The sequence below is a fragment of the Saccharopolyspora sp. genome (assembly GCF_017434145.1).
Classification (GTDB): Bacteria; Actinomycetota; Actinomycetes; order Mycobacteriales; family Pseudonocardiaceae; genus Saccharopolyspora_C; species Saccharopolyspora_C galaxeae.
Genome location: NZ_JAFRFW010000521.1, coordinates 1 through 25,311, shown reverse-complemented (window position 1 = coordinate 25,311; position 25,311 = coordinate 1). Strand labels below are relative to the sequence as shown.

The window sequence follows — 25,311 nt, the reverse complement described above, 5'->3', positions numbered from 1 at the left end:
TGTGGATCGGGCGCGAGGATCTGTCGCTGGATCCGGGCGAGCCGGTGCCGCTGATCCTGTACCCGCCGCCGAGCATCACCCGCGCGCAGGCGCTGGAAACGCTGGAACGGCAAGGGCTTTCGTGGCGGATCACGTGCACCAGCGGGAGCTTCAGCGGATTGCGCGCCGCGGCACTGGCCGGGCTGGGGGTTGCGGTGCACGCTCGCAGCCTGGTGCCGGAAGGATTGCGCCAGCTGCCCGCGCACGCCCGGCTTCCCGATCCGGGAGAGGTCGAGTTCGTGCTGCTGGGTGGTGACGGCACGGACGAAGGGCCCGCCGCGGCGCTTTCCGCAGCCATCCTGGACAACAGCGACCGGCTGCACTGAATCCGGCCGGTGCTCCGCAATACCTCGCCGCGCGAGGCACCAGCAGCGCCGTGCTCCGCACCCGACCGGGTCGCACGGACGGTCCACATAGGACGTCGTCCTGTGCGGCAGATCTCATCCTTGCGCGAGCTCTGTTAACCGGCGCGTCACAGTTGGTTCAGCCACTCGGCCACTTCGGCTGTCTAAGTTCGGGATCGTCCGAAGTGCCCGACTCCAGCGAGGTGCGACTTGCCGACCGTTTTCCGCGAAGTGAACCGCTCCCGGCTCTACGAGCAGGTGCTGGCCCAACTGCGCGAGCACATCGCCGCGGAGGGGCTGCGCACGGGCGATCGCCTGCCACCGGAACGCAGGCTCGCCGAACTGCTGGGCGTGAGCCGCGCTTCGGTCAAACAAGCCGTCGTGGCACTGGAATCCGAGGGCGTCGTGCAGGTGTGCCACGGCAACGGCACCTACCTCCGGACCGACCTGGACGCGGCGGGCGCGCAACCGCGCACGGATCGGGACGCCGCGGAGACCGCGGTCGAGGCGCACCGGGCATTGGAGGTGAAGCTCGCCGAACTCGCCGCGCGGAATCGCGGTGACAGCGATCTCGCGAGCCTTGACCCGGCAGCGACCGCGAACGGTCAAGGAATATTAGAACATTTTCATGAAACGGTGCGCGAGGCGGCGCACAACCCGCTGCTGGCCGATTTCGCGCGGGAAGCCGCGGAATACGCGGAAAGCCCGACCTGCGAACCCCGCAGCGGGTCGGCCGCGGCCGAGCACGCACGCATCGCCGAAGCGATCGCAGCAGGTCACGCCCACACCGCAGGACTCGAAATGGCCAGGCACCTGAACGCTTCCGCGCACTGATCCGAGCCGAATCCAGCCGGAAATCCAGTACTCTCCGCGGTGCACCCAATAGGGCGTGGTCGAAGTCACTCAATGCCGCGCGGAAGATTATCCTCGCAGGTCGCGATACCGCACGATTGTCCGGCGGTGTCCTGATTATGACGCTGTGCGCCCCCTGTTCAACTTTTCGCAAAATTTCGTCTTTAGCGTTGCTCACGTCGTCCGCTCCGACTCCAGCCCGCTCACCGCCGCGCGGGCCGTCGCCGGCTGCGCTGGAGGAAACAATGACCCCCGTCCACTGGCAAACCGCGGGTGAACTCGCCGCCGCTGTGCGGTCCGGCGAGCTCAGCGCCCGCGAGGTGGTGCGAAGCCACCTCGACCAGGTAGAGCAACTCAACCCGCACGTGAACGCGATCGTCACCCTCGTCGCCGAGCAGGCGATGGAGCAGGCCCGCGCCGCCGACGATCAGCTCGCGTCGGGGGCCGAAGTGGGCCCGCTGCACGGAATTCCCATCGCGCACAAGGACACCCACGCCACCTCCGGGATCCGCACGACATCCGGTTCGCCGATCCTGCGGGACCGCACCCCGAAGCGCGACGAGCTGATCGTCGAGCGGTTGCGGGCCGCGGGCGCGATCACCATCGGCAAGACCAACGTCCCGGAGTTCTCCGCCGGGGCGCACACGTTCAACCCGTTGTTCGGACCGACCCGCAACCCCTACGACCTCACCCGCACGCCGGGTGGGAGCAGCGGCGGTGCCGCGGCCGCTCTCGCCGCCGGGATGCATCCCCTCGCCGACGGCAGCGACATGGGCGGTTCGCTGCGGTTCCCCGCGGCGTTCTGCAACGTCGTCGGGTTCCGGCCCTCCCCGGGACGGGTGCCGATCCGCGCGAAGTACGGCTGGGACCGGCTGACCGTGCACGGGCCGATGGCCCGCTCGGTGTCCGACGTGGCGCTTGCGATGTCCGTGATCGCCGGGCCGGACCAGCGCTGCCCGCAGTCGCTGAACGATCCGGGCGAGCAGTTCGCCGTGCCGCTGCAAAGCGATGTTCGCGGACTGCGCGTCGCCGTTTCCCCCGACTTCGGCGGGGAATTGGCGGTGGAGCCGGAGGCCGCCGAGCTGGTGCAGCGCCAGGCGGCCGTGTTCGAGGAACTCGGCTGCCAGGTCGACGACACCTGCCCGGACTTCACCGGCGCCGACGAAGCGTTCCAGGTGCTGCGGTCCTGGAGCCTGGAGATGACCCTGGGCGAGCTGTTCGACAAGCACCGCGAGCACGTCAAGTCCAGCCTGGCGCGCAACATCGAGCACGGCCGCAGGCTCAGCGGGCCGGACATCGGCAGGGCCGCGATGCTGCACACCAAGCTGTTCCACACGATGCAGGCGTTCTTCGAGCACTACGACGTGCTGGCGCTGCCGGTGAGCCAAGTTGCGCCGTTCGACCTCGCGCAGGAATTCCCGCAGCGCATCACGGGAATCCCGCAGGAGAGCTACCTCGACTGGATGCGCTCGTGCTCGTGGGTCTCGGTCACCGGCCTGCCCGCGCTGTCGGTACCGGCCGGTTTCACCGAAAGCGGGCTCCCGATGGGCGTGCAGCTGGTCGGCCCGCCGCAGCGCGATCTCGACCTGCTGCGGATCGGGTACGCCTTCGAGCAGGCGAGCGGGCACGGGCAGCGGCGGGCCCGGCTGGTCACCGACCGCGAAACCCCGGTCCCCGCCTGAGATCGCGGCATCCGCGGGACCGCGGGTGCCGCAACGACCGCGCAACGGGGCGCCTGGCGGAGGCTGACCACCGCGTTTCCCTCCGCCTCCGGAAAATCCTCGCCGCTCGGCGCCCGTCCCGGACGATGTCCGGTGCGGGTGCCGGACGGTGCAGCAAATCGATCGCATCGGTCCTCATCGGACGGTGTCGAGCCAACATGTCGGCCGCTCCTCGATCGGCCGCTCATCCATGATCGCCCCTGCTTCCCTGATTGGCAGAGTTCTTCCATGACCCGCGTCAACGACGCCCAGGACAGCACTCCGGCACCGCCGGAGACGTCCATCCCCCAGGACATGCGTTCCCGAGTGGACCAGCTGCACGAAAAGCGCCGGACCGTCCACGACGGACCTGGCGAGAAGGCCACCGAGCGCCAGCACGCCAAGGGCAAGCTCACCGCCCGGGAACGGATCGAGGCCCTGCTCGATGCTGATTCGTTCGTCGAGGTCGAAGGACTGCGCAGGCACCGCGCCACCGGTTTCGGACTGGAACGCAACCGCCCGCACACCGACGGCGTCATCACCGGTTGGGGCAAGATCGACGACCGCACGGTGTTCGTCTACGCGCACGACTTCCGCGTTTTCGGCGGCTCGCTCGGCGAATCGCACGCGCAGAAGATCCACAAGATCATGGACATGGCCGAGACGGCGGGTGCGCCGCTGATCAGCCTCAACGACGGCGCGGGCGCCCGGATCCAGGAGGGCGTCACGGCGCTGGCCGGCTACGGCGGCATCTTCAGCCGCAACGTCCGTGCTTCCGGGGTGATCCCGCAGATCAGCGTGATGCTCGGACCGTGCGCCGGTGGCGCGGCCTACTCCCCCGCGCTGACGGATTTCGTGTTCATCGTGCGGGACATCTCGCAGATGTTCATCACCGGTCCCGAGGTGGTGGAGGCCGTCACGGGCGAAGCGGTCACGCACGACGAGCTCGGCGGAGCCGACGTGCACTCCACCCGGTCCGGAGTGGCCGCGTTCGTGCACGACGACGAGCGCGAATGCCTCGAGGACGTGCGGTACCTGGTTTCGCTGCTGCCGTCCAACAACCAGGAAACGCCGCCGGTGAGCGACAGCGGCGACCCCGCCGACCGGCGCAACGACTCGCTGACCGAGCTGGTGCCCGCCGAACCGAACCGCTCCTACGACATGCGCGCGGTGCTCGACGAGGTCGCCGACGACGGGGACTACCTCGAAGTGCACCAGCACTGGGCGAACAACGTGCTGTGCGCGTTCGCCCGCATCGACGGGCACCCAGTCGGGCTGATCGCCAACCAGCCACAGACGCTGGCCGGGGCGCTGGACATCAACGCGTCCGAGAAGGCCGCGCGGTTCGTGCACACCTGCGACGCGTTCGGCATTCCGCTGGTGACGCTCGTCGACGTGCCCGGCTTCCTTCCCGGCACCGATCAGGAGCACCAGGGAATCATCCGGCATGGAGCCAAGTTGCTCTACGCCTACTGCTCCGCGAGCGTTCCGCGCGTGCAGGTCATCCTGCGCAAGGCGTACGGCGGCGCGTACATCGTGATGGACTCGCGCTCCATCGGCGCCGACGTGTCGTTCACCTGGCCCAGCAACGAAATCGCCGTGATGGGCGCGGACGGCGCCGCCAACATCGTGTTCCGCAAGGAGATCGCCGCGGCCGAGGATCCGGAGCAAGCGCGCGCCGACCTCACCGAGCAATACCGCGAAGAACTCATGCACCCCTACTACGCGGCCGAGCGCGGCCTGGTCGACGACGTGATCGATCCGGCCGAGACCAGGCACGTGCTGGCCCGCACGCTGGAAATGCTGCGCCGCAAGAAGGCGAGCCTGCCGCACCGCAGGCACGGCATCCCGCCGATGTGACCGAAGTGGACACCGACATGCACGACGAGCAGAACTTCCGGGTACTGCGCGGCAATCCGGACGATCCCGAGCTCGCCGCGGCGCTGATCGCGCTGGGCGCGGCGGCCGGTTCCGCGCCGGAGCCCGCGAAACCACGACCCACGACCCCCGCGCGCTGGCAGGTGTTCGGCTACCAGCCGCCGAACGCCTGGTCGCCCTCACCCGCTTCCTGGTGAGGATGCACCGCGCGGACGCGCGCATCAAACACCGCGCGACGCGCACATCAAACACCGCGCCTCGCGCATTTCCGACACCGCGCAGCGGGAGTTTCCGACACCGAGCACCGCTCGGCGACTACTTGCGGGAGCAGAACGAACATGCCTCACAGCGACCAGTCCAGCGCTGACCTGCCCAGCGCTGCGCTCAAGAAGGTGCTGATCGCCAACCGCGGCGAGATCGCGGTGCGCGTGGTCCGCGCCTGCCAGGACGAGGAGATCGCAAGCGTGGCCGTCTACGCCGAGCCGGACGCCGAAGCACCTTTCGTGCGGCTGGCCGACGAGGCGTTCGCCCTCGGCGGGCAGACCGCCGCGGACAGCTACCTGGACTTCGAGAAGGTCCTCGACGCCGCGCGGCGCTCCGGTGCCGATGCGGTGCACCCCGGTTACGGATTCCTGTCCGAGAACGCCGATTTCGCCCAAGCCGTGCTCGACGCCGGTCTGGTGTGGATCGGCCCGTCCCCGCAGGCGATCCGCGACCTCGGCGACAAGGTCACCGCGCGGCACATCGCCGACCGCGCGGGAGCGCCCCTGGTGCCGGGCACCAAGGACCCGGTGGCCGACGCCGACGAGGTCGTGCGGTTCGCCACCGAGCACGGTCTTCCGGTCGCCATCAAGGCCGCATCCGGCGGCGGTGGCCGCGGGCTGAAGGTCGCGCGCACGCTGGAAGAAATCCCCGAGCTCTACGAGTCCGCGTTCCGCGAGGCCGCTTCGGCGTTCGGCCGCGGTGAGTGCTTCGTGGAGCGCTACCTGGACCGGCCGCGGCACGTCGAAGCCCAAGTGCTGGCCGACCAGCACGGCAACGTGGTCGTGGTCGGCACCCGCGACTGCACCCTGCAGCGGCGGCACCAGAAGCTCGTCGAGGAGGCCCCGGCCCCGTTCCTCACCGGCGAGCAGCGCGACCGGATTCACCAGGCGGCGCGGGCGATCTGCGCCGAAGCGCACTACTCCGGCGCGGGCACGGTGGAATTCCTCGTCGGCGAGGACGGCACGATCTCGTTCCTGGAGGTCAACACCCGGCTGCAGGTCGAGCACCCGGTCTCCGAGGAGACCACCGGATTGGACCTGGTGCGCGAGCAGTTCCGCATCGCCGAGGGCGAGCGGCTGCGGCACACCACCGATCCGGAGCCGGTCGGCCACTCCATCGAATTCCGCATCAACGGCGAGGATCCGGGACGCGACTTCATGCCCGCGCCCGGCAAGGTGACCCGCCTGCGCACCCCGTCCGGCCCGGGTGTCCGGGTGGACGGCGGCATCGACGAGGGCACCACGATCGGCGGGAACTTCGACTCGCTGCTCGCCAAGCTCATCGTCACCGGCGCGTCCCGCGCGCAGGCGCTGCAGCGGGCGCGCCGCGCGCTGGAGGAGATGACGGTCGAAGGAATCCCCACGGTGCTGCCGGTTCACCGTGCCGTGGTACGGGATCCCGCGTTCACCGCGGAATCCGGATTCGACGTGCACACCCGCTGGATCGAGACCGAGTTCGCCAACACGATCTCGCCCGCTCCCGCGCCGGAGGCTCCTGAGTCCACACAGGACGGTCGTGAGGTCGTCGTCGAGGTCGGCGGCCGGCGGCTGGAGGTCAAGCTGCCCGCGGATTTCGCGGCGACTCCGGCTCCCCCCGTCCAGCGCGCCAAACCGGCTCCGGCGCGCAAGCGGCGTGGTTCGGGCACCCAGCCCTCGGGCGACTCGGTCACCGCGCCGATGCAGGGCACCGTCGTCAAAATCGCCGCGGAGGACGGCCAGCAGGTGGAAACCGGTGATCTGCTGCTGGTGCTCGAGGCGATGAAGATGGAGAACTCCATCACCGCGCACAAGAGCGGGACGGTCCGCGGGCTGGAGGCCGCGGCCGGGGACTCCATCGCGCAAGGTGCCGCGCTGTGCCGGATCGCGGACTGAGCCCTCGCAGGCTCGTGGTTGTCGTGATCGAAGATCGTGGGGCCGGGGTGGCCGGAACTCGGCCGCTCCGGCGTCCCGCGTCATCCCCTGGACATCGCCGCTGACGGGCTGATCACGCGTCGCAGGCAGCCGAGTGATGCGCCTGACAGCCGGTGGCCTCCGCTGCCGCCGAGCAGCACCATGGGGGCGCAGCAGCTCGCGATCCGGCAACCGAGGAGGTCCCGTGCACACCGAGGTGAACGACCAGCCCGACCGCACCCGTTACGAGCTCACCGCCGACGGCGCGGCCGCGGGGCACGTCGAATACCACCTGCACCGGGACCTCATGGCGTTGCTGCACACCGAGATCGACCCGGCCTACTCCGGCCAAGGACTCGGCAGCAAACTGATCCGGGGCGCCCTGGACGATGCGCGGCAGCGGAACCTCAAGGTCCAGCCGTTCTGCGCTTTCGTGCGGGGGTTCATCGCCAAGCACCCGGACTACCTGGACCTCGTCGCGGCCGAGGACAGGGAGCGGTTCGCGCTCTGAGCAATCGTTGCGTCGTTCCGAGTGAACGGACTGCTCGCCCAATCTATTGGGACCAACGGTCCGTTCGCTCCATCGTCTCAGAAGAGGTCTCACCGACCCCTTGCGCGTCGGAATTCTTCGACCGCCGCGCGGTGTTCGTCGGAGCCGAACAGCAGCGCCGTCGCCTCGGTGGATTCGGCGAATCCGCCGACCGCGTCGCGGTTGATGAACGACTTGCCCACTTGGGCCGACAGCGGTGAGTTCGCCGCGATCTCGCCCGCCAGCCCCATCGCCTCGGCGAGCAGCGCCTCGTCGGAGTGGACCTCCTGCACCAGACCCGCCCGCACCGCACGTTGCGCGTCGATGGTCCTTCCGGACAGAGCCAGATATCGCGTCCAATGCCGCCCCATCACTTCGGGCCCGCGCACGATCCCGTAACCCGGCATGAGTCCGACGTGCGGTTCTTTGAACGCGAACCGCGCGGATTCCCCGGCCAGCACGACATCGCAGGCCAGCGCCAGCTCCGTCCCGCCGCCGTAGGCCAGACCGTTTACCGCGGCGATCACCGGAACCGCGCACCGTTCCACCGAGTTGAACGCTTCGTACACGAGCTTCAGGTGCGGGCGCACCTTTTGCACGTCACCGGCGAGGTCGTGGAACATGTCGATGTCGCCGCCCGCGGAGAACGCCCGCCCGGATCCGGTGAGCACGATCGCGCGCACGTCGTCGCCCACCCCGGTCTCCTGCATGATCTCCCGCAGCTCGCGGAACCAGGTGCGGTCCATGGCGTTGAGCTTCTCGGGACGATCCATCGTCAACAGCAGGACGTTCCCGTTCTGGTTGCGGGTGAAGCGCAGCAGCTCGTCGGTCATGAGCTCTCCCGGTCCCACGTATCGGCGGTGACGCCCTGTTCGCGCAACTTGTACTTCTCCACCCGCTGGCTCGGTGTCATCGGCAGCTCGTCGAGCACGCGCACGTAGCGCGGAACCGCGAAATCGGTCAGGCCGCTCGTGCAGTGCCGCAGCAACTCGGCCGGTTCAACCAGCTTCCCGTTGCGCACCACGATCGCGACCATCACGTCCTCTTCGGACAGTTCGGACGGCACGCCGTAGGCCGCGGCCTGAGCCACGGCGGGATGGTCGGCGACGACCCGCTCGACCTCCCAAGTCGAGATGTTCTCGCCACGCCGCCGGATCGTGTCCTTGAGCCGGTCGAGGAACACCAAGAACCCGTCCTCGTCGAGGAAACCGCGGTCGCCGGTGTGGAACCACAGGTTGCGCCAGCTTTTCGCGGTCGCCTCGGGCATGTCGTGGTAGCCGTCGAACATCCACCCCGGCTTCTTCGGCCTGGCCACGATTTCCCCTGCGGTGCCGGAAGAAACCGGTTCGTCGCGCTCATCGACGACCGCCACCTGGTAGTTCGCCGACTCCGTGCCGGCTGTGCCGATCTTGCGCCTGCCTGGTGGCATGTCGGTGACGATGGAAACCTCGGTGCTGCCGTAGATCTCGGTGAGCCGCAGCCCGAACCGGCGCTCGAAGTCCGCGAAGATCTCCGGCGGGCAGGGCGCGCCGAAGGCCAGCCGCACCGGATTGTCGGCGTCGTCCGGCCGCGGCGGCTGCTTGTGCAGGATGCTGAGCATCGCGCCCTGGTAGTTGAACGCCGTGATCCCGTGCTCCCGGCAGATGTCCCAGAACCCGCTCGCCGAGAACCGCCGGTCCAGCACCAGATCGGCGCCCGCCTCGATGGCGGCCATCACGCTGCAGTAGCGGGCATTGCTGTGGAACAGCGGGAAAACGCTGTAGAGCCGGTCGGCCGCGGTGTAGCCGAGCAGCTCGACGGTGTGCCTGGCCAGGTTGATGTTCGCGCGGTGGCTCAGCACGACCCCTTTCGGCGGGCCGGTCGTGCCCGAGGTGTAGAGCACGACCGCCGGATCGGTAGGCCGCACCGCGGGCAATGGCCCGGCGGAGCGCGCGGCCAGGTCGGCGAGCCGCTGCCCGGTTTCGGGTTCGCCGTGCACGACGATGTGGACGATCTCGGGTATCTCGGCCGCGCACTCCGCGACCAGGGGCTCGAACTCGGCGTCACAGACCACGGCTTTGGCGCCGGCTTGCCGGAGGAAGTAGGTGAGCAGGTACCGGCCGCTGGAGACGTTCAGCGGCACCTCGACCAGACCCGCCTTCGCCGCGGCGAACCACACCTGCAACGCGGAGGTGCTGCTGCGCATCATCAGGCAGACGCGATCGCCGGGTCGCAAGCCGAGCTCGGCGAACCCGCCGGCCAGTCGCTCGGCCGCCGCGTCCAGCTCGCCGCAGCGGATGGTTTCACCGTTGACCAGCAGTGTCGCGCGGTCGCGCGCACGCCCGGCGGCGCCGGTGAGCCAGCCTCCGATGGTGGTGTCCTCGGCATTCCGCGAACCCGGCATGGAACCGAGAAAAGCATATAATCATTCGCAGGTAAAGGCCGTGTGCTGGCACGCCGTGCCGGGCCGTTCCGAGCGGCGCCGCTCCCCGGACGACCAGCGCCGCGCGGACATCAGCGTCCGCGGACGGCCCATCGGGCGCCCACTGTGGACGGTCGTCGTCGAGCCACCGGCACTCGAAGATCGGCAGCGACCGACACCGCGAGCGATCACAGCGCGTCATTGACCACCGAAACTCGGGTCGCTAATCTATCGACACACGAAAGTATATTTCCGTATTACGAAATAGACTGCGATTCCGCTCTGCGGAGTCCGCGGAATCCGAATCGTGGAACCCGCTCCCGACATGATGAAGGCAGGTGGCCGATGGACCCCAGCCGCTACACCGTCAACCTCTCGATCCTGTTCACCGAACTCGACCTGCTCGAACGCCCCGCGGCAGCCAAGGCCGCCGGGTTCGACGCGGTCGAGTTCTGGTGGCCGTTCCCGGAACCGGTGCCCTCCGACCACCAGGTGGACCGGTTCGCGCGCGCGATCGAACAGGCCGGGGTGTCGCTGACCGGGTTGAACTTCTTCGCCGGTGACATGCCGGGCGGCGAGCGCGGCGTGCTCTCGCACCCCGCCCGCTCCGGCGAGTTCGCCGACAACGTCGAAGTGGCCGTCGGCATCGCCGACCGCCTCGGTTGCGGCGCCTTCAACGCGCTGTACGGAAACCGCCTCGACGAGGCGAAACCCGCCGAGCAGGACGAAGTCGCGACCGAGAACCTGGTGCGGGCGGCGCGGGCGGCCGAGCGCATCGGCGCGACCGTGCTGATCGAGCCGGTCAGCGGAACACCCGCTTACCCGCTCAAGACCGCGGCCGACGCGCTGGCGGTGATCGACCGCGTGCACCGGGCCGGTCCGGTGGGCAATCTGCGGTTGTTGCTCGACCTGTACCACCTCGTGGTCAACGGCGACGACGCGACCGCGGTGATCGAACGCAGCGGTGACTCGATCGGGCACGTGCAGATCGCGGACGCCCCGGGACGCAACGAACCCGGCACCGGTGAGATCGATTTCGCGCACTACTTCCGCGCGCTGTCCCGAACCGGCTACCGAGGCCACATCGGACTGGAGTACAAACCCAGCGGCGCCAGCGCCGCGAGCTTCGACTGGATCAACGAGCTGAACGGAGGCAACGCATGAGGATCGGTTTCGTCGGACTGGGCATCATGGGCGGCCCGATGGCGGCCAACCTCGCCGCGGCCGGGCACGAAGTGATCGGCTACAACCGCAGCAAGTCCAAAGTGGACCAGTTGGTCGAGCGGGGCGGCAAGGCGGCCGCGTCGGTGGCCGAAGCCGTGCAGGACGCCGATGTCGTGGCCACGATGCTGCCGGACTCCCCGGACGTCGAAGCGGTCGTGCTCGGCGCGGACGGCGTTCTCGCGCACGCCCGCGAAGGCGCGCTGCTGATCGATTTCAGCACCATTCGCCCCGACGTGTCCCGGCAAGTGGCCGAGTCCGCCGCGGAACGCGGAATCCGGGCGCTGGACGCCCCGGTAAGCGGCGGTGAACAGGGCGCGATCGACGGTGCGCTGTCCATCATGGCCGGAGGGTCGGCCGAGGACTTCGCGGCCGCACGGGAAGTCCTCGACATCGTCGGCAAAACGATCGTCCACGTCGGACCGGCAGGTTCCGGGCAGACCGTCAAGGCCGCCAACCAGCTGATCGTCGCGGGCAACCTGAGCCTGATCGCCGAAGCGTTGACGTTCCTGGAAGCCCACGACGTCGACACCGAATCGGCGTTCCGCGTGCTCGGCGGCGGACTGGCGGGCAGCAAAGCGCTGGAGGCCAAGAACGCGAAGATGCGCGATCGCGAGTTCGGACCGGGATTCCGGGTCGAACTGCACCACAAGGACCTCGGCATCGCGCAGAGCGCGGCACGGGAACGCGGCGTGGTCACCCCGATGACCGCCGTCGCCGCGCAGCTGATGGCAGCGGCGTTGGCGCAAGGCGACGGCGCGCTCGACCACTCCGCGCTGCAGCGCCAGATCGCCCGCCTCAGCGGACGGGAGTGATGCGCCGATCCAGCCGCGAGTGGGCGGTCCAGCGCCGCCAAGCATCCGAACCGCCCCACCCGCTCCGAGCACCGATGCACCTGCACCCGCACCCGGCCTGGGTGCGCGGACCGCACCCGAGAGGGGTTTCTACACCATGCCGAAAGTCCCTGTCATGCAGGCCGTCGCCGACGTGCTGGAGTCCGAGGGCGTGGACACCGTCTTCGGCTGTCCAGGGGCGGCCATCCTGCCGCTGTACCAGGCGCTGCAGCACCGCGACATTAAACATCTGATCGTGCGGCACGAAGAGGGCGCCACGCACATGGCCGACGGCTGGGCGCGCACCAACGGCCGCGTCGGCACCGCCGTCGGCACGTCCGGCCCGGCGGGCACCAACATGATCACCGGGCTGTACACCGCGCAGGCCGACTCCATCCCGATGGTCTGCATAACCGGGCAGGCGGTGTCGTCGAAGCTGCACCAGGAGGCGTTCCAAGCCGTCGACATCGTCTCGGTCGCCGAACCCGTCACGAAGTGGTCGGTGCAGGTCAAAGAGGCCGCGCAGGCGCCGTGGATCTTCCGCGAGGCGTTCCGCACGGCCCGCTGCGGTCGACCGGGCCCGGTGCTGATCGACCTGCCGCTGGACGTCCAACGCCAGGAGATCGAATGGGATTCGGCGCTGGACGCACCGCTTCCCGCGCATCCCGTCGAGCCGCACCAGCCGCGGGTGGAACGCGCCTTGGACATGCTGCTGGCGGCGCAGCGTCCGCTGCTGCTGGCCGGCGGCGGAGTGGTGCTGGCCGACGCCCACGAGCAGCTTCGCGAACTCAGCGACCTGCTCGGGATTCCGGTGCAGGTCACGCTGATGGGCAAGGGCTCGTTCCCGGAGGATCACGAGCGCTTCGCCGGGATGACCGGGATCCAGACCAGCCAGCGCTACGGCAACCAGTCGTTCCTGGAATCCGACCTGGTGCTGGCGCTGGGTGCGCGGTTCGGCGATCGGCACACCGGCGCGCTGGAGGTCTACCGCGGGCAGCGGGAGTTCATCCACGTGGACATCGACCCGACGCAGATCGGGAAGGTGTTCGGCCCGGACCTCGGCGTCGTGTCGGACACCGAGCTGTTCCTGCGAGCGTTGATCTCCGCGGCACGGCGGCGAAAAGCGCAGCCGGACTACTCGCGGTGGCTGGACCGGATCGGTGAGTTGAAGAAGACCCTGACCCGGCCGGAGGATTACGACACCACCCCGATCAAGGCTCCGCGGGTGTTCAAGGAGATCAACGAGATCTTCGGTCCGGAGACCTACTTCGTCACCGCGATCGGGCTCTACCAGATCTGGTCCGGGCAGTTCCAACGCACCCACCGGCCACGGCACTACCAGGTGTGCGGGCAGGCCGGGCCGCTCGGCTGGGAGATCCCGGCCGCGATCGGGGTGAAATCCGCCGAGCCGGATGCCGAGGTCGTGGCGGTCGTCGGGGACTACTCGTTCCAGTTCCTGGTGGAGGAACTCGCCGTCGCCGCCCAGTACCGGCTGCCGTTCGTGCTCATCATGCTCAACAACGAGTACCTGGGCCTGATCCGGATGGCCGAGGAAGGCTACGGCATGAACACCGAAGTGGACATCCACTACGACGAGCACGGCACGGACAACGTCAAGGTGATGGAAGCCTACGGCTGCTCGGGCCGCCGGGTCGACGAGCCGGGCGAGCTGGCCGAGGCGATCGAGTGGGCGCGCGCGGAGGCCGCGGTCACCAGCAGGCCGGTGCTGGTCGAAGTGATGATCGAACGAGAGGGCAACACCGCCAACGGCGTTCGCATCGACGCCCTGACCGAACCCGAGCCGGTGTAGGAATCGCAGCGGGTGCGGCGTCCCGCCTGCGCCGCACCCGCCGTGCGCTCAGCGGCCGCGGAACTCCGCCGGCCTGCGCTCCACAAAGGACTTGATGCCTTCGCCGAAATCTTCGGTGTCGAAGACCTGCCCGCGGATGCGGGGGATTTCGGCGATGGCGGCTTCTTCGGCGGTGTCGATGAAGGTGCGCGCCGCCTGCTTCGTCGCGCGGATTCCGATCGGCGCGTTCTCGCAGATCTTGGCGGCGAGTTCCAAGGCCCGCTCGACGTGCCGCCCGTACGGCACGACCTCCTGGACGAACCCGATCTCCCGCGCGCGCTGCGCGTCGAACTCCTCGCAGAGCATCAGGTGGTACATCGCGTTGCCCCATCCGGTGCGGGTGAGGTAGCGGAAGTGCGCACCGCCCAGCGGTGCGATGCCGCGGCGGGATTCGAGCTGCTGGAACCGCGCGGTGTCGGCGGCCACCACGATGTCGGCAGCCAACATCATCTCGATGCCGACGGTGTAGGTGATGCCCTGCACGACGGCGATGACGGGTTTGCGGCAGCGCCGCTCGCCGAGTCCGAACGGGTCGACCATGTCGTCGCGCTGCGGTTTCGCCGTCGCGTCCGGGCCGAAGAACTTCGGCATGTCCAGCCCGGCCGTGGTGTGCTCACCGGCCGAGCAGAACACCGCCGCCCACAGCTCGTCGTCCTCGTCGAAGGCGGTCAGGTGCGCGCTGAGCTGCTCGATCATCTCCGGCGTGTAGGAGTTCTTCTTCGCCTCGTTCTCAACGGTGATCACCGCGATGCGGCCCTCGGTCCGCATCGTCACGGTGCCGGGCTCGTCCTGGTCGGGCACTGCCGCTCCTGTGTTTCGGGGTTTCGCGGCCGGGCGCGGAACTGCCTGCTGCCCGGTGGGTTCGAGCGATCGGAAGCGGCGCTAGACTAAGTCGTCTAGACGGAACCGTCAACAGATAGGATCCGAGCAGGCTCGCTTCCCCAGGAACAGGACTGACCGGATGAACACGACGCGCACGGCGGGGATGTCGCACAAGGAGCGACTGCTGCGCCAGGGCATGAAGATGCTCTACGCCAACGGTTTCCACGGCACCAGCGTGGACGCGTTGCTGGCGGAGTCCGGCGTGCCGAAGGGCTCCTTCTACCACCACTTCGGTTCCAAGGACGCCTTCGCGCAGGCCGTGCTGGACCGCTACGGGCGGTTCCAGGCCGAGCTGCTGGAGCGCTGGTCCGCCCGCGACGAGCTGCGCACCGCTGAGCGGATCACCGGCTACTTCGGCGAGATGGCGGAGCTGTTCGTCGAATCCGGCCACCAGCGCGCCTGCCTCGCCGGAAAGCTGTCCACCGAGGTCGCCGCGGCGTCGGAGCCGTTCCGCGCCCGGCTCGGCGAGCAGCTGCTGCAGTGGAAGCAGCAGCTGGTCGACCTGCTCGAAGGCGGCCGCGAACGCGGCGACGTGCGCACCGACAGCAGCACCGGCGACTTGGCCGACAGCATCCTCGCGCTGATCCAGGGCGCGTTCGTGATCGCACTGTCCACACGGGACACGCACGCGCTGGACGCGGTCGCCACGTCGATCTCCAGCCTGATCGAACCGGTCACCGGCAGCTAGCTCATGGACGGCGCAGCGTCGCGCGCGCCTGCTCCGGCGGCCACACCACGACCCGCTCGCCGTCCTGCCACTGCACCGTCAGCACGCGGTGCCCGACTTGCCGCCCGCTCGCAGGATCGAGCCGGAAGCGGCCGAACAGCGTCGTGCGGTCGAGCCTTCGCGCCGCCGCCAGCAACCCGGAACGGTCTGGTACACCGGCCTCGCGCAAGCAGCGGGCGGCGATGATTCCCGAAGCGAACGCTTGCGCCGCGGGGTAAGGCGGTTCGGTTCCGGTCGAATTCCGGTACGCGGCAACGAATTCCGCCGCTGTCGGCCCCTCGTCGGGTTCGGGCGCGGCGGACGGCAGCCACTGCGCGGGGCCGAGAAGTCCTTCCCGGCGATCTCCCAGTTCCGCGAGGACTTCATCGACTCCGGCACCGACGAAAGCCGCCCATCTCCCCCGCCGAAGCCGACGCGCAACGGCGAGTTCTTCCTCGAACCGGCCGGCTACCAGCAGCACGTCGGCGTCGGGCGGTTCGACGGGCAGGGCAACGCGCTCGACGGCAAGACCGAGCCGTTCCGCGGTCTTCCCGGCGCCCCGGCCGACACCGCGACCGAAGCCGGTTTCGCCGTGCAGCACCGAAACACGGCGAATCCCGGGATCTTCCCGCTGCAGCGCTTCCAACGCCCCGCGGAAGTAGCTCGCCGCGGGTGCGAGAACGTTCACCACGTGCTCCCGCGGTTCCAACCGTGCGCCGCCGTGGTTGAACACCGGCAGTTCGGTCGCCGCCGCGACCTTCGCCATCGGGCCGCTGCCGTACGGACCGAACAGCAGGTCCGGCTCGTGCTGTTCGGCCTCCCGCACGGCCGCCCGCGGATCGGGGTGCGCATCGATGACCGCGAGGCGCACCGGCCCGGGATCGGCGAACCGATCGGCCCACACCCGCAGTCCCGCGGCGCCGGCCCGGCCGTATTCCGCCAGCGCTCCGGACAACGGCGTCACCAGCACCGCACGCACCGCCATGGGCACACACCCGATCAGCGACGAGTGAGCGGACCTCGCGCTCCGGGGCGGCGGTCCGCTCACTTCTTGGTCTTGCTCTTGTCAGCGGCGGAGCCGCTGAGCAGCGATCACCCGAGCAACCGGCGTCGCTGCGCAAGCCCTGTCGACGGACTCCTAGTGGTGCGCGACGTCCTTGTTCTCCATCGAGCCCCAGCCGTGCCACCGGTCGACTTCGATCCACGCGCTGATCCGGTTGCGGTCCCGCACGTGGTACTGGTTCCCGGTGTAGTGCCGGGCGATCCGGTCGATGTCCGACAGGTCGGGATCGTCCACCAGCTCGACGACCCGGCCCTGCAGGCTGATGTGGGTGTACCAGTCGTCGGAGTCGAGCGCCGTCAGCGTCGTGCGGGGCTCGCTGCGCAGGTAGTCCAGCCGCTTGCGGCCTTCGTCCATGTTGACCAGCACGCGGCCGTCGACCCACAGGTACCAGGTGGCCACCGAGACGGGCTGGCCGTCCGGGCGCACGCTGGTGATGACCGCGGGGTTCGGCTTCTCCAGAAGTTCTTTCACCGCTTGGGGAACCGGAGGCTTCGCCACAGCTGCCCCTCCTCGATCGCATCGTGTGAACTGACCGTTCGCAGGCTATTACGATCAACTCGCGCGGGCCGCGCGGAGCATCGTGTCCACGGTGGCCGGTGTTGGCGGTGCCGCGGCCGCCAGGGTAGAACGGCGGCATGGCAACCCATCGCGCTCTGGTCTCGCACGGCGACGGTCCGGCCCGGTTCGAAGAACTCTCCGAGACCGACCTGCCGGACGGTGACGTCACGGTCGACGTGCGGTACTCCTCGCTGAACTACAAGGACGGGCTCGCCGTCACCGGCAAGGGCAAGATCGCCCGCCGGTTCCCGATGGTCTGCGGGATCGACCTGGCCGGAACCGTGTCCGCATCGGACTCCCCGCAGTTCGAGCCCGGCGACGAGGTCGTGCTGACCGGCTGCGGCCTGTCCGAAACCCACCCCGGCGGGTACACCGAGCGCCAGCGGGTGCGTTCGGACTGGCTGGTGCGCAAACCGGAGGCCCTGACGCAGCTGCGCACGATGGCGATCGGCACGGCCGGGCTGACCGCGATGCTGTGCGTGCTGGAGCTCGAAGAAGCCGGCCTGTCCCCCGACCTCGACGGCGAAGTGCTCGTCACCGGCGCGGCAGGCGGTGTCGGCAGCGTCGCCGTCGCGATCCTGGCGAACCTGGGTCACCGCGTCACGGCCGCCACGGGCCGCCCGGAGGCCCACGAGTACCTGCGCCGACTGGGCGCGAGCGCCTTCGTGGACCGTGAGGAACTGGCCGAGGGTTCCGGTCGGCCGCTGGACAAGCAGCGCTGGCTGGCGGCGGTGGACACCGTCGGCGGCAGCACGCTGGCCAACGTTCTCGCGCAGACCTCCTACCGCGGGTCGGTCGCGGCGTGCGGGATGGCGGGCGGCACCGACCTGCCCGCCAGCGTCATGCCGTTCATCCTGCGCGGCATCGGACTGCACGGCGTCGACTCGGTGCAGTGCCCCACCGCGGTGCGCACCAAGGCGTGGCAGCGGCTGGAGCGGGACCTGCCGCTGGAGCAGCTGGACGAGTCGACCACGGTCCACTCGTTCGACGACGTGCCGCGGCTGGCCGGCGAGATCTTGCAGGGCGGCACCCGGGGCCGGGTCGTCGTCGACATCGCAGGGAGCTGAGCGGTCGGCGTTCTAGCCGGTCGTCCTGCTGGCCGAGGGCTGGCTTGCCGAGGGCTGGCTTGCCGACGGCTGGCTTGTCGGCGACTGACCGGTCGGCGGCCGACCGGTTGAGGACTGCTCGGTCGACGGCTGCTGCGAACGCGCGGCGGTGATCTGCTGCGTCGGGGTGTCCGGCGTCGCCAAGCTGGCGCTGACGGTGCGCTGCAAGTGCCGATGCGCGTTGCCGAGCTCCTTGCGCAAGCCGTTGACCTGGTCGGTGAGCTTGTCCCCCTCGGCCAGCGACCCGGTTTCGATCGCGCGCAGGAGCACTCCGAGGTGGCCGTGCAACCGCTGGTGCACCGTGCTGAAGGTGATCACTTGCTGCTGCAGCTCCAGGTCCGGCCCGGTGCGCGCCACCGCCTTCACCATCGTTTCCTGCCACCGCTGGGCGGACTGGTGGTAGTGCCGGTCCGCGGCGAGCCGGTAGTGCGGCGCCACCCCGGAGTCCAGCGCGACGCGGACCAGCTCATTGCTGGTGTCGAGCAGTTCGCGGGCGCTCATGGTCACCGCGTAGGCCCATTCCCACTGCTCGGCCTGCGTGCTGGCGCGGCGTTCCTGGCGCGCCTCTTCGAGCTGGCTGCGGGCGTGCTTGACCTGCTCCCAGGCCCGTTCCGCCTGGGTGTGGGAGTTGCGGGCCGCCTCGGCGGCCTTCTCGGCGTTGCTCTCGGAAGCCGCGGCCATGCGGCGGATCGACTCCGAGCGCTGCATCGCCTGCCGGGCCTCCCGGCGGGCCAGCCACAGCTGCCAGCCAGCGACGCCCACGGCGATGATCGCCAGTCCGGCAGCGATCCACGTGACCACCTGCTCCACTCGCATGGGGCCACACCCTGACACGGCGATCGCGGCTATCCGGCATCGGTGCGCGGAATCTCACGGAATTTCATATGAGTGGCCGCTTGTGCGCACCGCGCACCGGGACTAGGGAGTGTCCGCGCGGGCGCGCAGGGTGAGCAGCACGACGGCGGTCGCGGCTAGTGCGGCCACGAAAGTGGCGAAGGTGATGCCGGACGGGATCAGCCCGAACGCTTCGGACGCGGCGCCCTCGCCGATCACCGGGATGGCGATGCCGACGTAGAGCAGCACGAAGAAGCTCGAGGTGATCTCGCCGCGCCGCGCGGCGGGACCGGCCGCGGTGACCGATCCCAGTCCGGCGCGGAAGCTGAGCCCCTGCCCCAGCCCGGCGATGACGGCGCCGGTGAGCAGCAGGCCGAGCGAGCGCGCAGGCAGGCTCGAACCGACCAGGACCATCCCGGCGATGAGCCCGCCGCAGCCGGCGATCAAGGCGCGCTGCCCGCCCAGCCGCGGTGACAGCGTTTGCCCCGCGGTGGACGCGAGGAACAGCACGAACACCACACCGCCGATCAACGCGCGGTTGTGCTCCCCCAGCAGCTCACCCAGGAACGAGGGGGAAACCGCGGTGAACAGCCCCAGCACCGCGAACCCGGCGAATCCCGCGATGCCCGCGCGGATGAACACGCCGCGCATCTCGGCGGGCACTTGGACGCGCTGCGGCCGCAACTGCGGACGGTCGACCGGGCGCACCGGCTCCGGCACGAATACGAGTGCGAGCAGTGCGAGCACGACCAACGCCGCTTGCACGACGAACGGCATCACCAGCGGCAGCGGCAAGTACTGCGACACCGCGCCCGCCAGCAGCGGCCCGGCGCCCAACCCGCCCATGTTGACCGCCGCCGCGACCAGTCCGGCCCGTTTCGGATCCGGCGCGAGGTCGACGATCGTCGCCGACGCGGTACCGGTGACGATCCCGGCCGACAACCCGGAGATCACCCGCCCCACCAGCAGCCAGCCCACGGCCGGGTGCAGCACGAACACCAGGGCCGAGACCGCCGAGAGCGCCAGTCCGGCAGCCAGCATCCGGCGCCGCCCCACCTGGTCCGACCAGTGCCCGAACAGCAACAGGCCCGCTATGACCCCGGCGGCGTAGACCGCGAACACCACGGTCGTCATCAGCCCGCCGAACCCGAACAACTGCTCGTACAACGGGTACAGCGGCGTCGGCAGCGTCGTGCCGAGCATCGCGACCCCGAACGCCACGGCCACCAGCGCGACCGCGGGCCATCCCGTCACCTGCCCGCGGGCGCGGTCCGGACGCGTCCCAGCCGCGTCAGCTCGGAAGCCGTCCGACGGGGTGCCGGAAGCGCGTGCCATTCGGGCCTCCTCGTTGTTGCCGGTCCACACCGGGCGCCAACCACGAGCGGGCCGCCGGGATTCCGAGCGACTGTTCGGCCGCGAACCGCGCGAGCGCCGGTTCCACCGTGCCGCCCCCGCCGGGAGATCGCGCGGCACGCCGGGAATGCCGGTTGCAGGTGCGCCGAGAAATCCCGGCCGAGTGACGACCACCATGCCCGGCCCGTGATCGGAGAAGGCATTGTTAGGCTGGCGTCATGCGGAAAGGGATCAGGTTTTCCCAGTGGCGGTTCGCCCCGCTGGTACTGTTCGCCCTTTCAGCTTTCCTGATGTGCGCATTGCCGCCGCACGCACCGCACGCCGAAGCGAGTCCGGCGGCGAACGCGGCCGCCGTTTCCGCTTCCGCGCCGGCGGCGGACGACTCCGGTTCCACACATTCACCAGGCGCCGCGCACGGGCACGACGACCACTCCGGCACCGGCCCGGTGTGCCACGCCGTCGGTGGTTCGCACGTTGCCGTCCCGCTGCCACCGTCCCAGTCTTCGCAGCTAGAGCTGCTGGGATTGCTCGCTCTGGCGCTGATCGTCGCGGCGGGCCTGCTGCGCCCCGGCTCATCGCGGCCGGTGTCGTCCTGGTCGACCGGACCGCGACGGCCGCTGGCCGGCTTCCCCCTGTTGATCTCCCTCGGCGTGTCGCGCACCTGATTCGCGCCCCGGCGCTGCGCTGTTCGCTGAATTCCAGCTGAGAATTCCCTGAGCGGTCGCGGCGCTTTTCTCATTTCACCGGTGATGATCCGTGCGGCGCCTTCGCCGCCGCACGGCCGCGTCCCGCATTTCTCCGTTCGTGCACCGCCCCCGCGTGTGGGCGGCGGTGTTTCCCGTGAATTCGGCCGCGCGGCCGGAACCTGCGCGGCCGGGAGGGTGTCGCAGTGGAATTCGACTCCGTTCTGGACTGCGTCGGCGCCACCCCGCTGGTGCGCCTGCGCCGATGCTTCCCGGGCCGAGACGTGCTCGCCAAGCTGGAAATGCTCAACCCGTGCGGAAGCATGAAGGACCGCCCGGCCCGCTACATCGTCGAGCAGGGCCTGCGCGAGGGAACCCTGGTGCCGGGGATGCGGCTGGTGGAGAGCACCTCCGGCAACCTCGGCATCGCGCTCGCCGTGGCCGCCCGGACGCACGGGCTCTCGTTCACCGCCGTGGTCGACCCCAACACCTCGACGACGAACCTCCGCTTGCTGGAGCTGTTCGGCGCCGACGTCGACATGGTCACCGAGCCGGACGACGCGGGCGGCTACCTGCACACCCGCGTGCGCCGCGCGCGGGCGCACGCACAGGCGGACCCCGGCGTCGTCTGGATCAACCAGTACGCGAACCAGCGCAACTGGCGCGCCTACTACGAATCGGTGGGAGCTGAGATCCTCAGCGCCGTCAGCGGGCCGATCGACTGCCTCGTGGCCCCCGTCTCGACGACGGGATCGTTGCAGGGCACCGCACGCCGCCTGCGGGAGGTCCATCCAGCGATGCTGGTCGTGGCGGTGGACGCCGTCGGATCGGTGATCTTCGGGGCGGAGCCCGGCACCCGCCGCATCCCCGGCTTCGGCGCGAGCCGGGTCCCGGCGATCCTCCACGCCGCGGAGGTCGACGAGGTCCTGCACGTCGGCGACGCCGCCAGCACCACCGGATGCCGGCGGCTGGTCCGGACCGAAGACGTCCTCGGCGGCGGTTCCTCCGGCGCGGTGATCTCCGCCTTGGACCGGCTGCTGCCCCGCCTGCCGGAGTCGGCGCGGGTGGTCGCGCTGCTGCCCGACCGGGGCGAGCGCTACCTGGACACCGTCTACGACGACGCGTGGGCCGAACAAGTGCTGCGCGACGACGTCGGCAGCGACCTGGCGGAGGCGCCGTGAGCACCGCCGAGCACCGCCATCGGCGCAACATCGCGCTGCTGTGGGCCGGGCAGTTCACCAACACCGCCGGTTTGATGATGCTGGTGCCGATCATGCCGTTCTACATCGAGGGAATGGGCGTGACCGGCACGGCGCAGGTGCAGACCTGGGCCGGAGTCGCCATCGCGGCCCCGGCGCTGGCGCTGACCGCGGCCACCCCGCTGTGGGGCAGGCTCGGCGACCGGATCGGGCGGCACTGGATGGTGGTTCGCGCCCTGGCGGGCCTGGCGCTGTCGATGGTGGTCATGGCCCTGGCCGCGAACCCGGTGGTGCTCGTCGCCGGGCGACTGCTGCAAGGGAGCCTGGGTGGCGTCGTGGAAGCGGCCCAGGCGTTCGCAGGCTCGGCCGCGCCGGGCGGCAAGCGGGGAGCCGCGCTGGGGAAGTCGTTCAGCGCTACCGCCGCGGGATCGCTGATCGGTCCGCTGGCCGGGGGTTTCCTCGTCGGCGCCGGCGGTCTCAGCGGGCTCATGCTCGCGGTCGGGGCCATTGCGGGATTGCTCGCGGTGGCGTGCGCCGCGGGCCTGCGCGAACCGCGCTCGGCCGAACCCGCCGTTCGCGGCACCGGGCACGCGTCGCGCGGCGGGTTCCGTCGGCTACCCGGTGCTCTGCCGCTCGCGGTGGCGGCGGTGGCGGCCTACTTCGGCGTGTACGGCTTGATCCCGGTTTTCGCCGAGCACGTCCAGCGGAGCTATCCGGCGGACGGCGCCGGGATGTGGGTCGGCGTGTTCCAGTCGTTGACCTGGGGCGCGACGCTGCTCGGGTCGTTCTGGTGGGGCCGCCACAACGACCTGGCGCAGCGGCCGGTGCGCGCGCTGACCATCGCCTCCGGTGTTTGCGCGGTGAGCATCGCCGCGCAGGCGCTTCCACTCGGCGCGGTGGGACTGGCACTGCTGCGGCTCGTGCAGGGAGCCGCGTTCGCCGGGTTGGCCCAGTCGTTGTTCTTCCACGTCAGCAGGCACGCGCCCGCGGATCGCCGCAGCGGTCTGATCGGCACGGCCAACAGCTTCCTGCTCGCCGGGCAGTCCGCAGGGCCGCTGCTGGCCGGTCCCATGGCGGCGGTCTTCCCGCCGGCGCTGTCGATCGTCCTGATGGGCTCGGCAGGTGCGCTCGCCTTCGCCTGCTGTCTGCCGGTGGCCCGGGCGGAGCGCGCTCGCGGCACCGATGCTGCTTCGACATTGCCGGTGAAGCGGCGGATGAGCGACGAGCTGGACCTCCCGGCCGAGCGGACGATCCCGATCGCCGTGGGCGGGAACTCCGGCGGTTCGCGGCTCGAACGGTGAACCGCCGGGTGTGGTCTGCGCGGGTCGCAGTGCGGTGTACTGCCGCGCATGGCTGTGGGCGAGAACGACCTCGAGCGGATGGATCAGGCCCGGCTGGACATGGCCGCGCGCCGGGAATTGTTCGAGGCAGCGCGGGAATGCACCTTCCTGTTCCTGGACGCGGAGGGCTGGCCGGGCGGCGTGACGATGAGCCACCTCTTCCACGACGAGGTCTTCTGGCTCACCGCGGTGTCCGGCCGCGCGCACGTCGTGGGCGCCGAGTCCGACCCGCGGGTGGGCCTGGTGATCAGCAGTCTCGGCACGGATCTGCCCGGCCGCCGGATGGTCCGCGTGCGGGGACGCGCCGCGGTGCACCGCGACCGCGAGACGCTCGACGCGGTGCTCCCCCTGTTCAGCGCCCGCCTCCAACCGGCCGCGCCGGATCGGATGCATCGGCTGCTCGACAGCGCGAACCGGGTGTTGATCAGAGTCGAACCGCTCTCCTATCCGCAGACCCACGACTCCCGCAAGATCAGCGGAGACGGGCGCGGCGGTTCCGCGGGCTAGGGGCTGCGGGCGCTGTCAGGCCGGGCCGAGCAGGTCCCACCGGTTGCCCGCGATGTCCAGGAAGACGGCGACCCGCCCGTAGGGTTCGGCGCGCGGCGCGGTGACGAACTCGACGCCTGCCGCGGTCATGCGGTCGTGAGCAGCGTCGAAGTCGTCAACGCGCAGGAACAAGCCGACTCTGCCCGCGAACTGGTGCCCGACGGCGGCGGCCTGCTCGTGGCCATCGGCGCGAGCGAGCAGGATGCCGGTTTCCGCTCCTGGCGGCCGGACGACGACCCACCGCTTCGGGCGGCCGTCGTTGGTCAGCGACGGCTTGTCCTCGATGAGCTCGAACCCGAGGGCGTCGACGAAGAACTCGATGGCGCGGTCGTAGTCGTCGACGACCAACGCGGTCAGGTCGATGCGCATTCGCGGGATCGTACGTTGCCGCGCCCTTCCGCCTGCTTTGTCGGCCGGCGCGGCATCGGTGAGGATGCACCCATGACGCTTCGACTGCGCGCGCTGGAGCGCGAGGATCTGCCGTTCGTGCACGGGTTGACGAACAACTCGCAGATAATGACCTACTGGTTCGAGGGACCGTACGAAGCGCTGGTCGAGCTGCAGGACATCTACGCCCGGCACATCCACGACACGCGGGAGCGGCGGTTCGTGATCGAGGTGGACGGCGCGCGGGGCGGTCTGGTGGAACTGGTGGAGATCGACTACATCCACCGCAACGCGGAGTTCCAGATCATCGTCGCGCCGGATCACCAGGGGCGCGGGCTGGCCACCGAAGCGACTCGCAGAGCGCTGGACTACGCCTTCTCGGTGCTGAACATGCACAAGATCTACCTGCTGGTGAGCACCGAGAACCGCAAGGCGATCCGCGTGTACGAAAAGCTCGGATTCGTCGTGGAAGGCGAGCTGAAGGAGGAGTTCTTCTCCGCGGGCCGCTACCACAACGCGCTGCGGATGGGCGTTTTCCAGGAGACCCACTTGGGCCGATGACGGCGCCCCGCCGGCCGCCGCCTCCTCGACCGGCGTTGCTGGGGTTTCCGGCCCGCCACCGCCCGGGCGCTGCGGCTCCGGGCGGTGGCCGACCGTGCCGAGTGAACGGACCGTGTGACCGATCTAGTGGGACGAACAGTCCGTTCACTCGGGATCAGTAGCGGTAGTGTTCGGGCTTGTAGGGCCCGTTGACGTCGACGCCGATGTACTCGGCCTGGGCCTTGGTCATGCGGGTGAGGTTGACCCCGAGCGCGTCCAGGTGCAGCCGGGCGACCTTCTCGTCCAGCAGCTTCG

26 protein-coding genes are annotated in these 25,311 nt (G+C 69.9%); 17 read left to right on the top strand and 9 right to left on the bottom strand.

The genetic code is table 11. The annotated features are described in order from the left end of the window. The 7 genes from IJH84_RS14530 to IJH84_RS14500 all read left to right on the top strand — a co-directional run. On the top strand, positions 1-365 hold a 365-nt coding region (locus tag IJH84_RS14530; RefSeq protein WP_295145291.1), incomplete at its 5' end, for a LysR substrate-binding domain-containing protein. Between the two features lie 228 nt (positions 366-593). Next, a complete protein-coding gene (locus IJH84_RS14525) occupies positions 594-1,217 on the top strand; it encodes a GntR family transcriptional regulator (RefSeq protein ID WP_295145288.1) in 624 nt (207 codons plus the stop codon). Between the two features lie 263 nt (positions 1,218-1,480). Next, positions 1,481-2,917 carry an amidase gene (locus IJH84_RS14520; RefSeq protein ID WP_200072178.1) on the top strand — a complete coding sequence of 479 codons (1,437 nt, stop codon included), beginning with the start codon at positions 1,481-1,483 and terminating at the stop codon, positions 2,915-2,917. Between the two features lie 267 nt (positions 2,918-3,184). Then, positions 3,185-4,795: an acyl-CoA carboxylase subunit beta gene (locus IJH84_RS14515; protein WP_295145286.1), complete on the top strand. Its 1,611-nt coding sequence runs from the start codon at positions 3,185-3,187 to the stop codon at positions 4,793-4,795. Continuing rightward, a complete protein-coding gene (locus tag IJH84_RS14510) occupies positions 4,792-5,010 on the top strand; it encodes an acyl-CoA carboxylase epsilon subunit (protein ID WP_295145283.1) in 219 nt (72 codons plus the stop codon). The genes IJH84_RS14515 and IJH84_RS14510 overlap by 4 nt, the downstream gene beginning before the upstream one ends. 141 nt (positions 5,011-5,151) lie before the next feature. After that, positions 5,152-6,948, top strand: a complete 1,797-nt coding sequence (locus IJH84_RS14505; RefSeq protein WP_295145281.1) for an acetyl/propionyl/methylcrotonyl-CoA carboxylase subunit alpha — start codon at positions 5,152-5,154, stop codon at positions 6,946-6,948. Positions 6,949-7,171: 223 nt separating this feature from the next. Further along, positions 7,172-7,477: a GNAT family N-acetyltransferase gene (locus IJH84_RS14500; protein WP_295145278.1), complete on the top strand. Its 306-nt coding sequence runs from the start codon at positions 7,172-7,174 to the stop codon at positions 7,475-7,477. Between the two features lie 89 nt (positions 7,478-7,566). Here the strand turns inward: IJH84_RS14500 and IJH84_RS14495 are convergent, their stop codons facing one another. Further along, complete coding sequence (locus IJH84_RS14495) at positions 7,567-8,328, bottom strand: enoyl-CoA hydratase/isomerase family protein (RefSeq protein WP_295145275.1); 762 nt, start codon at positions 8,326-8,328, stop codon at positions 7,567-7,569. Next, complete coding sequence (locus IJH84_RS14490; protein WP_295145272.1) at positions 8,325-9,878, bottom strand: AMP-binding protein; 1,554 nt, start codon at positions 9,876-9,878, stop codon at positions 8,325-8,327. The genes IJH84_RS14495 and IJH84_RS14490 overlap by 4 nt, the downstream gene beginning before the upstream one ends. A gap of 363 nt (positions 9,879-10,241) precedes the next feature. On the opposite strand from IJH84_RS14490, the gene IJH84_RS14485 reads away from it, so the two are divergent. From IJH84_RS14485 to gcl, 3 genes are all read left to right on the top strand, one after another. Further along, complete coding sequence (locus IJH84_RS14485; RefSeq protein ID WP_295145269.1) at positions 10,242-11,060, top strand: TIM barrel protein; 819 nt, start codon at positions 10,242-10,244, stop codon at positions 11,058-11,060. After that, positions 11,027-11,932 (top strand): 2-hydroxy-3-oxopropionate reductase, encoded by a 906-nt coding sequence (locus tag IJH84_RS14480; protein ID WP_367269026.1) that lies wholly within the window; start codon positions 11,027-11,029, stop codon positions 11,930-11,932. The genes IJH84_RS14485 and IJH84_RS14480 overlap by 34 nt, the downstream gene beginning before the upstream one ends. Positions 11,933-12,068: 136 nt before the next feature. Further along, on the top strand, positions 12,069-13,760 hold the full coding sequence (gene gcl, locus IJH84_RS14475) for a glyoxylate carboligase (RefSeq protein ID WP_295145263.1): 1,692 nt from the start codon (positions 12,069-12,071) through the stop codon (positions 13,758-13,760). A 48-nt stretch (positions 13,761-13,808) separates the two neighbouring features. On the opposite strand, the gene IJH84_RS14470 is transcribed toward gcl, so the two are convergent. After that, complete coding sequence (locus IJH84_RS14470) at positions 13,809-14,600, bottom strand: crotonase/enoyl-CoA hydratase family protein (RefSeq protein ID WP_295145260.1); 792 nt, start codon at positions 14,598-14,600, stop codon at positions 13,809-13,811. A gap of 160 nt (positions 14,601-14,760) precedes the next feature. Between IJH84_RS14470 and IJH84_RS14465 the strand changes: the two genes are divergently transcribed. Continuing rightward, positions 14,761-15,369, top strand: coding sequence for a TetR/AcrR family transcriptional regulator (locus IJH84_RS14465; protein WP_295145257.1), 609 nt, complete (start codon positions 14,761-14,763; stop codon positions 15,367-15,369). Position 15,370: 1 nt separating this feature from the next. On the opposite strand, the gene IJH84_RS14460 is transcribed toward IJH84_RS14465, so the two are convergent. Both IJH84_RS14460 and IJH84_RS14455 read right to left on the bottom strand, forming a co-directional pair. Then, positions 15,371-16,372, bottom strand: coding sequence for an ABC transporter substrate-binding protein (locus IJH84_RS14460; RefSeq protein WP_295145255.1), 1,002 nt, complete (start codon positions 16,370-16,372; stop codon positions 15,371-15,373). Between the two features lie 153 nt (positions 16,373-16,525). After that, entirely contained in the window at positions 16,526-16,948 is a 423-nt protein-coding gene (locus tag IJH84_RS14455) for a TIGR03618 family F420-dependent PPOX class oxidoreductase (protein ID WP_295145252.1), read from the bottom strand. 137 nt (positions 16,949-17,085) lie between these two features. On the opposite strand from IJH84_RS14455, the gene IJH84_RS14450 reads away from it, so the two are divergent. After that, positions 17,086-18,075, top strand: a complete 990-nt coding sequence (locus tag IJH84_RS14450) for an MDR family oxidoreductase (protein WP_295145249.1) — start codon at positions 17,086-17,088, stop codon at positions 18,073-18,075. 12 nt (positions 18,076-18,087) lie between these two features. Here IJH84_RS14450 and IJH84_RS14445 read toward each other — a convergent pair whose 3' ends face one another. After that, positions 18,088-18,930, bottom strand: coding sequence for a hypothetical protein (locus IJH84_RS14445; protein WP_295145246.1), 843 nt, complete (start codon positions 18,928-18,930; stop codon positions 18,088-18,090). Between the two features lie 102 nt (positions 18,931-19,032). Beyond that, positions 19,033-20,283, bottom strand: coding sequence for an MFS transporter (locus tag IJH84_RS14440; protein ID WP_295145243.1), 1,251 nt, complete (start codon positions 20,281-20,283; stop codon positions 19,033-19,035). A gap of 236 nt (positions 20,284-20,519) precedes the next feature. On the opposite strand from IJH84_RS14440, the gene IJH84_RS14435 reads away from it, so the two are divergent. The 4 genes from IJH84_RS14435 (at position 20,520) to IJH84_RS14420 (ending at position 24,030) form a co-directional block, all read left to right on the top strand. Then, a complete protein-coding gene (locus IJH84_RS14435; protein ID WP_295145240.1) occupies positions 20,520-20,966 on the top strand; it encodes a hypothetical protein in 447 nt (148 codons plus the stop codon). Between the two features lie 224 nt (positions 20,967-21,190). Continuing rightward, positions 21,191-22,165: a 2,3-diaminopropionate biosynthesis protein SbnA gene (gene sbnA / locus IJH84_RS14430; RefSeq protein ID WP_295145237.1), complete on the top strand. Its 975-nt coding sequence runs from the start codon at positions 21,191-21,193 to the stop codon at positions 22,163-22,165. Beyond that, entirely contained in the window at positions 22,162-23,484 is a 1,323-nt protein-coding gene (locus IJH84_RS14425; RefSeq protein WP_295145234.1) for an MFS transporter, read from the top strand. The genes sbnA and IJH84_RS14425 overlap by 4 nt, the downstream gene beginning before the upstream one ends. A gap of 48 nt (positions 23,485-23,532) precedes the next feature. Next, the gene (locus IJH84_RS14420) at positions 23,533-24,030 is read left to right on the top strand and encodes a pyridoxamine 5'-phosphate oxidase family protein (RefSeq protein ID WP_200072162.1); all 498 of its coding nucleotides are present in this window, start codon (positions 23,533-23,535) and stop codon (positions 24,028-24,030) included. 15 nt (positions 24,031-24,045) lie between these two features. Here IJH84_RS14420 and IJH84_RS14415 read toward each other — a convergent pair whose 3' ends face one another. Beyond that, positions 24,046-24,438: a VOC family protein gene (locus IJH84_RS14415; RefSeq protein ID WP_200072161.1), complete on the bottom strand. Its 393-nt coding sequence runs from the start codon at positions 24,436-24,438 to the stop codon at positions 24,046-24,048. A gap of 72 nt (positions 24,439-24,510) precedes the next feature. Between IJH84_RS14415 and speG the strand changes: the two genes are divergently transcribed. Next, positions 24,511-25,017 (top strand): spermidine N1-acetyltransferase, encoded by a 507-nt coding sequence (gene speG, locus IJH84_RS14410; RefSeq protein ID WP_295145231.1) that lies wholly within the window; start codon positions 24,511-24,513, stop codon positions 25,015-25,017. A 154-nt stretch (positions 25,018-25,171) separates the two neighbouring features. Here speG and IJH84_RS14405 read toward each other — a convergent pair. Continuing rightward, the coding region (locus tag IJH84_RS14405) for an adenosylhomocysteinase (RefSeq protein ID WP_295145293.1) at positions 25,172-25,311 on the bottom strand (140 nt) is incomplete at its 5' end.